At 69.1% G+C, this 11,809-nt stretch carries 8 protein-coding genes and 5 pseudogenes; 8 read left to right on the top strand and 5 right to left on the bottom strand.

What is annotated here, in order from left to right; all coding sequences use genetic code 11:
* Positions 1–10: 10 nt before the first annotated feature.
* Positions 11–166, bottom strand: a pseudogene (locus ACFJGX_RS07050) (Rieske 2Fe-2S domain-containing protein); the annotation flags it as partial.
* A 378-nt stretch (positions 167–544) separates the two neighbouring features.
* On the opposite strand from ACFJGX_RS07050, the gene ACFJGX_RS07045 reads away from it, so the two are divergent.
* From ACFJGX_RS07045 to ACFJGX_RS07030, 4 genes are all read left to right on the top strand, one after another.
* The gene (locus ACFJGX_RS07045) at positions 545–1,525 is read left to right on the top strand and encodes a porin (protein WP_382153453.1); all 981 of its coding nucleotides are present in this window, start codon (positions 545–547) and stop codon (positions 1,523–1,525) included.
* A 163-nt stretch (positions 1,526–1,688) separates the two neighbouring features.
* The gene (locus ACFJGX_RS07040) at positions 1,689–1,976 is read left to right on the top strand and encodes a GNAT family N-acetyltransferase (RefSeq protein ID WP_382322187.1); all 288 of its coding nucleotides are present in this window, start codon (positions 1,689–1,691) and stop codon (positions 1,974–1,976) included.
* A 37-nt stretch (positions 1,977–2,013) separates the two neighbouring features.
* Entirely contained in the window at positions 2,014–2,307 is a 294-nt protein-coding gene (locus ACFJGX_RS07035) for a GNAT family N-acetyltransferase (RefSeq protein WP_382328099.1), read from the top strand.
* Between the two features lie 51 nt (positions 2,308–2,358).
* A complete protein-coding gene (locus ACFJGX_RS07030) occupies positions 2,359–2,994 on the top strand; it encodes a glutathione S-transferase (RefSeq protein ID WP_382328628.1) in 636 nt (211 codons plus the stop codon).
* On the opposite strand, the gene ACFJGX_RS07025 is transcribed toward ACFJGX_RS07030, so the two are convergent.
* The 3 genes and pseudogenes from ACFJGX_RS07025 to ACFJGX_RS07015 form a co-directional block, all read right to left on the bottom strand.
* Positions 2,957–3,640, bottom strand: a complete 684-nt coding sequence (locus tag ACFJGX_RS07025) for a MarC family protein (RefSeq protein ID WP_382322190.1) — start codon at positions 3,638–3,640, stop codon at positions 2,957–2,959. The two genes, ACFJGX_RS07030 and ACFJGX_RS07025, sit on opposite strands and share 38 nt — an antisense overlap.
* 13 nt (positions 3,641–3,653) lie before the next feature.
* Positions 3,654–5,184, bottom strand: a pseudogene (locus ACFJGX_RS07020) (BCCT family transporter).
* Between the two features lie 13 nt (positions 5,185–5,197).
* Complete coding sequence (locus ACFJGX_RS07015; protein ID WP_382322191.1) at positions 5,198–5,695, bottom strand: MarR family winged helix-turn-helix transcriptional regulator; 498 nt, start codon at positions 5,693–5,695, stop codon at positions 5,198–5,200.
* 95 nt (positions 5,696–5,790) lie between these two features.
* Here ACFJGX_RS07015 and ACFJGX_RS07010 point away from each other — a divergent pair.
* The 3 genes and pseudogenes from ACFJGX_RS07010 (at position 5,791) to ACFJGX_RS07000 (ending at position 9,240) form a co-directional block, all read left to right on the top strand.
* Positions 5,791–6,766 (top strand): annotated as a pseudogene (locus ACFJGX_RS07010) (Bug family tripartite tricarboxylate transporter substrate binding protein).
* 162 nt (positions 6,767–6,928) lie between these two features.
* A pseudogene (locus ACFJGX_RS07005) lies at positions 6,929–7,895 on the top strand (Bug family tripartite tricarboxylate transporter substrate binding protein).
* 7 nt (positions 7,896–7,902) lie between these two features.
* Entirely contained in the window at positions 7,903–9,240 is a 1,338-nt protein-coding gene (locus ACFJGX_RS07000) for a sulfatase (RefSeq protein ID WP_382328097.1), read from the top strand.
* On the opposite strand, the gene ACFJGX_RS06995 is transcribed toward ACFJGX_RS07000, so the two are convergent.
* Positions 9,210–9,941, bottom strand: a complete 732-nt coding sequence (locus tag ACFJGX_RS06995; RefSeq protein ID WP_382322195.1) for a hypothetical protein — start codon at positions 9,939–9,941, stop codon at positions 9,210–9,212. The two genes, ACFJGX_RS07000 and ACFJGX_RS06995, sit on opposite strands and share 31 nt — an antisense overlap.
* A 172-nt stretch (positions 9,942–10,113) precedes the next feature.
* On the opposite strand from ACFJGX_RS06995, the pseudogene ACFJGX_RS06990 reads away from it, so the two are divergent.
* Positions 10,114–11,800: pseudogene (locus tag ACFJGX_RS06990) on the top strand (SulP family inorganic anion transporter).
* Positions 11,801–11,809 lie beyond the last annotated feature (9 nt).

Genomic DNA, 11,809 nt, shown 5'->3' with positions numbered 1-11,809 from the left:
CGTGGTACGGGCAACGGATGCCCTCGGCCGTGGGGATGCCGTGCAGGAACGACGCGCGCCGGTGGGGGCAGCGCTCCGCGATCAGGCCCAGTTCGCCCTGGCGGTTGCGGAACAGCACCAGGCGTTCGCCCAGCAGCCGCACCGGCCTCGTCCACTTGCCGTCCATGTCGGCCACCGCGCAAATCGGGTGCCAGTACCGCCGCATCAGCTCGCCCATGGGTGTGCCTTTGCCCACCTGGGTCAAGAACTGGTTGCCTTCAGCCGTTTCCATCGCTCATCTCCTATCGAGGGGTTTGGTCAGATTTAAGAAAATACTTAGCTATCTATCATTTGTCGATCGCCAGTGTAAAGGCGCCACATCCCTTGAATCAACGCCATTTTTGGGCATTTTTTTAGGGGTTTACCCTGATGATTTTAAATACACCGGGTATTTTTACTTAGATAGAAAATTTTGTTCTTCTGCCTACAATCCGCCCGCCTTCCGCACGGTGTGGAAGGCGGGGGCCCTGACGGGCTCCGACCGAACCACAAGGAGATATCCCTCATGAAAAAGAGCTTGATGGCTCTGGCCGTCCTGGCCTGTACCGGCAGCGCCATGGCGCAAACGAACGTCACCCTCTATGGCCGCATCGATGCCTCGCTGGGGGCGACGAAGCTCAACGGCGTGAGCACCACGCAGCTCTACAGCGGCAACCTCACCAACAGCCGCTGGGGCATGCGCGGCAGCGAAGACCTGGGCGGCGGACTCAAGGCCCTCTTCCAGCTCGAGACGGCATTCAACGCCGACGACGGCACCGGCGCGGCCGGTTTCTCGCGCCAGTCCTGGGTCGGCCTGAGCGGCGGCTTCGGCTCGGTCCGCATGGGCAAGGCCGACAGCATCTACAAGGACATCTTCGACCTGGGCAACACCTACAACATCTCGGCCGACTCGCAGTTCAACTCCGCCGTCGAGGCCTACCGCGCCGGCCTGGCCGCCTACGTCGCCCGCCCGAACAACCAGATCCGCTACGACTCGCCCAGCTTCGGCGGCTTCAGCGCCGGCCTGACCTACGCGCTCGATGAGGACGTGGCCGGCACACCCAAGGTGACTGCCATCGGCGCGCGCTACCGCGCCGGCAACCTCGACCTGGGCGTCGCCCACCAGGACGAAGACCAGCCGCTGTTGGTCAACGACCGCCAGCACACCACCGTCGGCGCCACCTACAACTTCGGTCCGGCGCGCCTCTCCGCGCAGTACCAGAACGTCAAGGCCGGCGACAACCGCAAGGACAACGAGATGGCGCTGGGCGTGAGCGTGCCGCTGGGCAACCTGGAGCTGACCGCCGGCTACTCGCGCAGCAAGGCCAAGAACGCCGCCGGCGCCACCAGCGGCAAGGGCGCGGCCTTCGCCCTGGCCGCGACCTACGCCCTGTCCAAGCGCACGCGCGTGTACGGCGGCTACCTGGACGGCGAAACCGAGAACGCCGCGGGCGTGACCACCCGCGACTACCGCCTGTACGCCGTGGGCATCCGCCACGATTTCTGAGCGCGCCCCCACTCCAAGGCTTCAAGCCTGCCAGCCCTCACGGGTTGGCAGGCTTTTTTTCGACCCACTCCGAGACGGCGGTGCGCCTGTCAGTGTCCGCCGACAGACAGGTGATTGGCACGGGTGGTAGCCTGACGCCTGCAACCTTCACCGGAGAACCGCCATGGAACATGCCATCGAACACGAAGAAAGCGGCTCGCGCGGCGCCTTCCACGTCCTGCGCAGTGGCCAGCGCGTCGGCGAGATGACCTACAGCCGCACCAACCCTGCGCTGGTGGTCGTGGACCACACCTATGTAGACCCCAGCCTGCGCGGCCAGGGCGTGGCGCAGCACCTGCAGGACGCGATGGTGGCCTGGGCCCGCGAGACGGGCAACAAGGTCGTGCCCGTCTGTTCGTACGTGAAGGCCCAGTTCAGCCGCGACCCGTCGATCCGCGATGTGCTGGCCTGAGCCCGTTTCCTTTTTCTCAACCACCCTCCCCCATCCCATGGCACAACACACCATCCAGCACCAGGAACAGGATTCCAAAGGCGCCTTCTACGTCGAACAGGGCGCGCAACGCATCGCCGAGATGACCTACAGCCGCACCAACCCCACGCTGATCGTCATCGACCACACCGAGGTGGACGAAAGCCTCAAGGGCCAGGGCGTGGGCCGCCAGCTGCTCGACGCGCTGGTGGCCTGGGTGCGCTCGAACAACACCAAGGTGATCGCGCTGTGCCCGTTCGCGAAAGCGCAGTTCGACAAGGACCCGTCGATCCGCGACGTGCTGCGGGCCTGAGGGGCCGGGGTGGCCCCGCTGCTGTACAGCTACCGCCGCTGCCCGTACGCGATGCGCTCGCGCATGGCGCTGCTGGTGGCGGGCATCGAGTTCGACGCGCACGAGATCGTGCTGCGCGACAAACCCGCCGAGATGCTGGCCCTCTCGCCCAAGGGCACGGTGCCCGTGCTCGTGCTGCCCGGCGGCGAGGTGCTGGAGCAAAGCCTGGACATCATGCGCTGGGCGTTCTCGGCGCACGACCCGGCGGGCTGGTGGGCGCGCGCGCAGAGCCCGGCCCATCTGGAGCTGCTGTCCTTGTGCGACGGCGCCTTCAAGCACCACCTGGACCGCACCAAGTACCCCGAACGTTTCGACGGTGCCGACCCGGCGCGGCACCGCGCGCAGGCGGTGGACGCGCTGCTTCAACCCCTGGACGCCCGCCTGCAACAGAGCGCCCAGCTGGGCGGCGACCGCCCCTGCGCCACGGACCTCGCCATCTTTCCCTTCGTGCGCCAGTTCGCGGCGGTGGACCCGGCCTGGTTCGAGGACCGCTTGCCCCTGTCCGCGCTGAAAGCCTGGCTGGCCGGGTGGTTGTCGCACCCGCTGTTCACCGCCGCCATGGCGAAGCTGCCCAGTGGTCAGGTGACGAGATTCCCCGCCCCGCCGGCGCTCACGCCGCCACCAGCAAGCCCCGCAGCAATTCGCTGACACCGTCCCACACGATCTGCACACCGAGGCAGAGCAGGATGAAGGCCGACAGCCGCAGGAAGATCACCGTGCCGGCTTCGCCCAGGGGTTTGAGCAGGCGGTCGGCATAACGGAACGCCAGGTAGAGCAGCACGCCGATGACGAACAGCGCCAGCACACCGCCGCCCATGCGGGCCAGCGAGAGCGCGAAGCGCTGGTCGTGCAGGGCCACGCCCACGGTGATGGCCGCCGCGATGGAGCCCGGGCCGCAGCTGATGGGAAAGGTGAGCGGGTAGAACGCCTGCCGGCGCGCCTGCTCGGGCGTGAACGCCTCGGCCAGTTCGGCTCGGCTGTCCTGGGTGGCGTGGCCGGCGTTGAGCAGGCGCCAGGCCGAGGCCGCCACGATGAGCCCGCCGCCCACGCGCACGATGGGCAGGGAGATGCCGAAGAAGTCGAGCACGTAGGAGCCCACCAGCATGGAGCCGATCATGAGCGCGAACATGTTGCGCGCGATGCGCCGCGCCAGCAGCGCGCGCGTGGACGGCGAGGCCCCTTCGGTGAGGCCGAGGAAGATGGGCGCGGTGGCCGCCGGGTTCAGGATCGGCAGGATGGCGGCGAACACGAAGAGAAAGCTCTTCCCGAACGCCAGCAGAAGTTCGAGGGTCATGCGCCCGATTGTCTCAAGGCGCGCGCGGCGGCTCCACCAGGTCGCGCATGCGCCGGCGCAGCGCGCGCTCGCGCCGCTGCTCTTCGTCCCAGTCGTCGCGCACGCCGCGCCACAGGGCGATGGCCATCAGCACGATCACCACGGTGAAAGGCAGGGCGAACACGATGGTGGCGGTCTGCACGGCCTTGAGGCCGCCGGCCAGCAGCAGGCTGATGGCAATGCCCGAGATCAGCAGGCCCCAGGCGATCTTCACGCGCGCGCCGGGGTTCTCCTCTCCACCGGTGCTCATCATGCCCAGCACCAGCGTGGCCGAGTCGCCCGAGGTGACGAAGAACAGCAGCACGAGCACGGTGCGCAGCGCCGGACATCAGCGCGGTCATGGGCAGCGCCTTGAACATCGCGAACAGCGCGGTGGAGACGTCGGCGCGCACCGCGTCGGCCACGGGCACGCCCTGCATGATCTCGAGATGCAGCGCGGTGCCGCCGAACACCGAGAACCAGACGAAGGCCGCCAGGCTGGGCGCGAGCATGGTGCCCAGGACGAACTCGCGGATCGTGCGGCCGCGCGAGACGCGCGCGATGAACAGGCCCACGAAGGGCGACCAGCTCACCCACCAGGCCCAGTAGAAGATGGTCCAGCCGCCCACCCAGGTGCTGTCGCGAAACGGTGTCATGCGCAGGCTCATGCGCACCAGCTCGCTGACGTAGCTGCCCAGCGTGGAAGTGAAGGCGTCGATGATGACCACCGTGGGGCCGACCACGAACACCACCAGTGCCAGCAGGGCGGCAAGCACCAGGTTGATGTTGGAGAGCCACTTGATGCCCTTGGTGACGCCGCTGACGGCCGAGGCCAGGAACAACACGGTGGTCACCACGATGATGCCGACCTGCTGGGCTTCGCCCACCGGCAGGCCCAGCAGCGCGTGCAGGCCGCTGTTGATCTGCAGCGCGCCCATGCCGAGCGAAGCCGCCACGCCGAAGGCGGTGGCGATCACCGCGAGCACGTTGACCACCGGCCCGAGCCGCTGCAGCGGCGCCCAGGGCAGCGCCTGCACCGCCGTGCTCACCAGCGCGGTGCCGCCCTTGCGGAACTGGAAGAAGGCGATCGACAGCGCGACGATGCTGTAGACCGCCCAGGGGTGCAGGCCCCAGTGGAAGAAGCTGTAGCGCATGGCCGCGTTGGCGGCTTCCGGCGTGCGCGCCGCGATGCCGGGCGGCGGTGTGCCGTAGTGCGAGATCGGCTCGGCCACGCCCCAGAACACCAGGCCAATGCCCATGCCGGCCGCGAACAGCATGGCGAACCAGCTGCCGATGGAGAACTCGGGCTCATCGTCCTCGCCACCGAGCTTGAGATCGCCATAGCGGCTGAACGCCAGCACCAGCGCGAACACCACCAGGCCCAGCACCACCCACAGGTAGAGCCAGCCGAAGTCGCGCGTGATGACCGCCAGCGCACCCTGGAACAGCACGTCCAGGGAATCGGGGGCGATGACGCCCCACAGAACGATGGCCAGGATCACGCCGGCCGAAACGATGAGTTGCATGAAAGGGTCCTCCTCAATCTCCACCGTCCTGCGGTGTCGGGGTCTCGGGCCGGGCCGCCACCATGCGGCCGGCCTGGGCCTGCAGGGCATCCACCATGGCGTCGAGCTGTTCGAGCTGAGGGCCATCGAGGTCGGCCACCAGCTCGCGGTTGATCGCCGCCACGCGCGGGTAGATCTCACCATACAGCCGTCGGCCCTCGTCGGTCAGGAAAACGTGCACCTCGCGCCGGTCCGACGGGCGAGGCTGGCGCACCACGAGTTTCTTGGTCACCAGCGTGCTCAGGGTGCGCGAGGTGCGTGCGCGGTCGAGCATGGCGTGTTCGGCCAGCTGGGACGAGAGCGCGCCCTCGCGCTCGGCCAGGAAGGACAGGATGCGCCACTCGCGCCGCGTGATGCCGAATTCGCTCTCGCACATGTGCACCACCAGCCGCCCGGCGGTGATGTGGATGCGGTAGAGCCGGTACAGCAGCAGGTCGGCCTGCCGCTGCGGCGCCGTGATTCGGTTGCTCATCAGGGAAAACACCCGCAATGATTGATTTCTGCAATTGATTGTCGCTGCATAGGATGCTGGGTTGCTCGGGAAATTTCCCCCTCTGGAGACCCACCATGCCCCCCCGCCGACGGCTGCTGTTGTCCCTCACCGCCGCGCTTGCCGCGTCCACCGCCCTGCCGGCCCAGGCCCAGGCCCAGGCCTTCGAAGGCCCCCTGCGCATGGTGGTGCCTTACGCGCCGGGTGGTTCGTCCGACCGCGTCGCGCGCCTGGTGGCCGACAAGCTCGGGCCCAAGCTGGGCCTGACCGTGGTGGTGGAGAACCGCACCGGCGGCGGTGGGCGCATCGCGGCCCAGCAGCTCAAGGCCACGCCGGCCCACCAGAACGTGCTGCTGCTGGCCGAACCCGGCGCTGATGCTGGTCGCGCCGCTGGTGTTCAAGGACGCGGGCTACGACCCCGACAAGGATTTCCAGCCGGTGTCGCAGGCCAGCAGCTACGAGTTCGCGGTGGCGGTGGGCGCGGGTGTGCCGGTGCGCGAACTCAACCACCTGCTGGCCTGGCTGCGCGCCAACCCCGAGCAGGCCAACTTCGGCGTGCCGGCCACTGGCAGCCTGCCGCACTTCTTCGGCCTCATGGTGGGCGAGAAGGCGGGCGTGAAGGCCCAGGTGGTGGGCTACCGGGGCTCCGGCCCGCTGCTGGCCGACCTGATGGGCGGCCAGGTGCCGGTGGCCTTCGACACCTTCGACACCCTGCTGCCGCAGCACGAGGCCGGCAAGATCCGCATCCTCGCCGTCTCCAGCGCCAAGCGCTCGCCCTTCGCGCCCGCCATCCCCACCTTCAAGGAAGCCGGGCTGGACCTCGGCGCCGACGGCTGGAACACCTTCTTCGCCCCCGCCAGCATGCCCGCGGCCCGCGCGGCGCAGTTCGGCCAGGCGATCCGCGAGGTCATGCAGGACCCCGAGACCGTGCGCCGCTTCAACGACGCGCGCCTGGGCCCGGTGGCCAGCACGCCCGAGCAGACGCGCCGCATGCTCGCGGCCTACCGCGCTCAATGGGCCCCTGTGGTGCAGAAGTCCGGGTATCAGCCGTGAACACCCCCCTGCGCCGCTGCGCGGCTTCCCCCCTCCGTGGCGCGCCTTCGGCGCTTCGAGGGGGGCGGCATCTCGGGCCGGCGGAGCCGGACCCTTGGTGCCCCTGGTGGGCATTGTTTCGATTCAAACGGCTAGGTTTCTTTTTTCCTTTTTTCTGTCTCCATGAAGATCACCGCCTTCCGCCTCGCCCTCACCCTGCTCGCGGCCACCGCCGTTCCCTTCGCTGCCGCCCAGGACGGCTACCCGAACAAGCCGGTGCGCTTCGTCAACAACTTCCCCGCCGGCGGCCCCTCGGACCTGCTCGCGCGCTCGGTCGCCGCCGTGCTGCAGGAGACGCTCAAGCAGCCCTTCGTGGTGGAGAACAAGGCCGGCGTGGCCGGCAACATCGGCGCCGCCGACGTGGCGCGCGCGCCGGCCGACGGTTACACCGTGCTGTTCGGCATCGACACCACCTTCACCGTCAACCCCCACCTCTACGGCAACATGCCGTTCAAGCGCGGCGACCTCAAGCCCCTGGTGGTGATGGCCTCTTCCGGCCTGCTGGTGGGCGTGAACCCGGCCACCGGCATCAAGAACCTGGCCGGCATGGTCGAGATGCGCCAAGACCAAGGGGCTGAATTTCAGTTCGGCCGGCAGCGGCAGCCCGGGCCACCTCGCGGTGGAGGTCATCAAGGAAGCCACGCGGGCGAAGATCACCCACGTGCCCTACCGCGGCAACACGCCGGCCGTCACCGCCGTGCTCTCGGGCGAGGTCGACGGGGGCGTGCTCGCCACGCCCGGCATGCTGCCGCACGTGCAGACCGGCAAGATCACCGCGCTGGCCGTCACCAGCCGCCAGCGCTCCCGCCTGGCGCCCGAGCTGCCCACGGTGGCCGAAGCCGGCCTCAAGAGCCTGGAGCAGGAGGTGCTCTACATCGTGATGGTGCCCGCCGCCACCCCCGACGCGGTGGCGCAGACGCTGCAGAAGGGCATCGTGGACGCGCTCAAGCGGCCCGACGTGCAGGCCCGCATGACCCACCTGGACCTGTTCTTCGAAGGCCTGACCGGCGCGCAGGCCAGCCAGCGCCTGGACGCGCTGTACAACCGCTACGGCCCGATCGTCAAAGCCACCGGCATGAAGGTGGAGTGAGCACACCATGACCTCAACGCAGCAACGCCCCAACCTCATCTACATCGTCTGCGACGACCTCGGCTACGCCGACCTCGGCTGCTACGGCGGGCGCGAGGCCGACTTCGGCGCCGTCTCGCCGCACATCGACCGCCTGGCCGCCGGCGGCGTGAAATTCACCCAGGGCTACGCCAACTCGCCGGTGTGCTCGCCCACGCGCTTCGCGCTCATCACCATGCGCTACCAGTACCGGCTGCGCGGCGCGATGGAAGAGCCCATCAACAGCCGCAGCAAGGGCAGCACCACGCTGGGCCTGCCGCCCGAGGTGCCCACCTTGCCGTCGCTGCTGAAGAAGGCCGGTTACCACACCGCCCTCATCGGCAAATGGCACCTGGGCTACCCGCCCTCGTTCGGCCCGCGCCGCTCGGGCTACGACGAGTTTTTCGGCATCATGGCCGGCGGCGTGGATTACTTCACCCACTGCTCGTCCAGCGGCGAACACGACCTCTACATCGACGAGCAGGAGCACCACGAGGTGGGGTACCTCACCGACGTGCTGTCGCAGCGCGCGGTGGACCACGTGCGCCAGCGCGCGGCCGACGCCAAGGCCGGCAAGCCCTTCCTGCTCAGCCTGCACTACACCGCGCCGCACTGGCCCTGGGAGACGCGCGACGACGCGCACGTGGCCTCGGACGTGGCGAAGAACCTGTTCCACCTGCACGGCGGCGACGTGCAGACCTACCGCCGCATGATCCACCACATGGACGAAGGCATCGGCCGCCTCATGGCCGCGCTGCGCGAAGAAGGGCTGGAAGAGAACACCCTGATCGTCTTCACCAGCGACAACGGCGGCGAGCGCTTCTCGGACAACTGGCCGCTGGTGGGCGGCAAGATGGACCTCACCGAAGGCGGCATCCGCGTGCCCTGGATCGCGCACTGGCCCGCTGCCATTCCGGCCGGCACGGTGAGCACCCAGCACTGCATGACCATGGACTGGTCGGCCACCCTGCTCGCAGCCGGCGGCGGCCAGGCCGACCCGGACTGGCCCCTGGATGGCGTGAGCCTGCTCCAGGTGCTGCGCGACCCCGCGCAGCGCTTCGAGCGCCCGCTCTACTGGCGCATGAACCACCGGGGCCAGCGCGCGCTGCGCGAGGGCGACTGGAAATACCTGCAGGTGGATCGCCACGAGTACCTGTTCAACATCGGCAAGGACGAGCGCGAGCGCGCCAACCTCGCCGCGCGCGAGCCCGAGCGGCTGGCGCGCATGCGCGAACAGTGGGTGGCCTGGGACGCCAGCGTGCCGCCCATCCCGGTGGATGCGACGGTGAGCCTGGGTTATTCGGCCAAGGACATGCCGCAGCGTTGAGCCGCCGGCAGCAAGCGCTCTTCGGACGGGCCGAACAGGTCCAGCTGCCAGCTCGCCTCATTGGCAATCCGGATCAGCACGTCGTGAATGCAGGGATACACCTCCTCGGGCAGCAGGCGCTGGAGCCGGGCGATGCGCTGCACGCAGCCCCGCAGCTGCTCGCCATCCATGGGGCCGAGTTTCAGCTCGGCGACGTCCACCACCTCGATGCGGTCCAGCGGGCCCACGACCGGGTCGCGGCACAGACCCTGGAACTCCACCTTGAAGCCGTGGGACAGCCACGATTCGCCCCTTGCCTGCTCTTTCAAGTGCGCCAACACGGCCTGGAACCGGACGATGGTGTCTTCAGGGGTCCCATCCGCGCCCCCTCGATCCGAGCGCCAGAGTTCGGCCAGGACCGCCGAGCTGTCACGCGCCCCGGGCCACTGGGGCCCCAGGTGCGCGACCGACGGGGGAAGCGCCGCCCGCCTGCCCGTCAGGAACTGGACGATCTCGGGCCACGCGCCCTCCGCCATGCGGCCTTCTTCGTGGTGCCGGATCACCGCCGCCAGGAAACCCCGGAGGTGGTCGTTGGCGGCGAGGACTTCGGCCTGTTGCGCGGGCAGGCCCGCCAGGCGCTGTTTCCATCCACCGGCAGGATCGGCATCCGCCTCCGCATGTGCGAGGGCATGGTGAAAGAGCTGGAAGATGCTTGACAACATGGCGCGAATCCTTGGTGCGGGGCGACAGAAACGCCCACAGAATGAGCCACTCTCGCCTCGCGGTTGGCGCTGTGGGTCCGCCTGGGCGGAATCAGGAACGAATCAAGCGATCGCGCGCACGAACCGCCTGGGCCCCGCCGGCAGGCCACGGTCGATTCAGTAGGATCGGGGCATGTCACGTTTCCACCGCCTGTTCCCCTTCCTCCGCTGGCCGCGCCCCGACGCCGCCCTCCTGCGCGGCGAGGCCCTGGCCGGCCTCACGGTCGGCCTCATGGTGATCCCGCAGGGGGTGGCCTACGCCGCGCTGGCCGGCATGCCGCTGGTCACCGGCATCTACGCCTCGCTGCTGCCGGCGCTGATCGCGGTGCTGTTCAGTGCCTCGCCTCGCCTCTCGGTCGGGCCCACCGCGCTCACCTGCCTGCTGGTGGGCGCCTCGCTCAGCGGGTTGGCCGAACCTGGCAGCGCGCAATGGGTGGCGCTGGCGGTGTGGCTCGCCCTGCTCACCGGCCTGCTGCAGATCGCGCTGGGCTTCGCGCGCTTCGGCTGGCTGCTCAACCTCGTGAACTCCCCCGTGCTCATGGCCTTCACGCAGGCCGCGGCGGTGCTCATCATCGCCTCGCAACTGCCGGCCCTGCTCGGTTTCGCGGGCTGGGACACGCTGTTCACCCAGCCCCACGTGCACTGGCCTTCGCTGGCCTTCGGTGTCGCGCAGCTTCGCGCTGCTGGTGCTGGCGCGCCGCTGGCGGCCGGGCTTTCCGACCGTGCTCACCGTGGTGGTGGCGAGCGCGGCCATCAGCTACGCCGTGGGCTTCGAGGCGCTGGGCGGCGCGGTCATCGGCTCGCTGCCGCAGGGCCTGCCCGCCGCCTACTGGCCCGGCTGGCCGGGTTGGGCCACGCTCGGCCAGCTGGTGGTGCCCACGCTGGTGATCACGCTGGTGAGCTTTCTGGAAACCGCGTCCAGCGCCAAGGTGGACAACGGACAGCGCGGCCAGCGCTGGGACCAGGACCAGGACCTGATCGGCCAGGGCCTGGCCAAGCTGGCCTCGGGCCTGAGCGGTGCGTTCCCCACCAGCTCCTCGTTCTCGCGCTCGGCGCTCAACCTGTACGCGGGCGCCAAGACCGGCTGGGCCACCATCTTCTCGGTGATCGTGGTGCTGATCACCCTGCTGCTGTTCATCCCGCTGTTGCACCACGTGCCGCTGGCGGTGCTGGCCGCCATCGTGCTGGTGGCGGTGATGGGCCTGATCAAGCCGCGCGCCTTCAGCCAGCTGTGGAAGCTCTCGCGCGTGGAGACGGTGATCGCCGGCATCACCTTCGCGGTGACGGTGCTGGCCGCGCCTCGCCTGTACTGGGGCGTGCTGGCGGGCGTGCTCATGGCGCTGTCGCACTTTCTCTACCTGCGGCTGCACCCGCGCATCATCGAAGTGGGCCTGCACCCCGACGGCAGCCTGCGCGACCGCCACCTCTGGAAACTGCCGCCGCTGGCGCCGCGCCTGTACGCGCTGCGCATGGACGCCGCGCTGGACTTCGCCACCGCCAACGGCTTCGAGCGCGCGGTGTCCGAACACATCGCGGCCCACCCCGACACCCGCCACGTGATGCTGATCGCGCACCCGATCAACTGGATCGATGCCACCGGCGCCGAAGCCTTCGGCCGCCTGCGCGAACAGCTCGACGACCAGCGCATCGAACTGCACCTGGTCGGCATCAAGCTGCCGGTGGAGAACGTGCTGCGCCTGGCCGGGCACCTGGAAGCGGGCCCGCGCCTGCACCTCTACCGCACCGAGGCCGACGGCCTGCGCGCGGCCGATGCGCTCACCGAGGCGGCGCCCACCGTGCAGGGCGCCGCCCCGGCCTGAGCCGGCCGT

The organism is Hydrogenophaga sp. UC242_50 (genome assembly GCF_042697355.1).
In the GTDB taxonomy this organism is placed as follows: Bacteria; Pseudomonadota; Gammaproteobacteria; order Burkholderiales; family Burkholderiaceae_C; genus Hydrogenophaga.
This window is presented reverse-complemented; position numbering and strand designations above follow the sequence as displayed.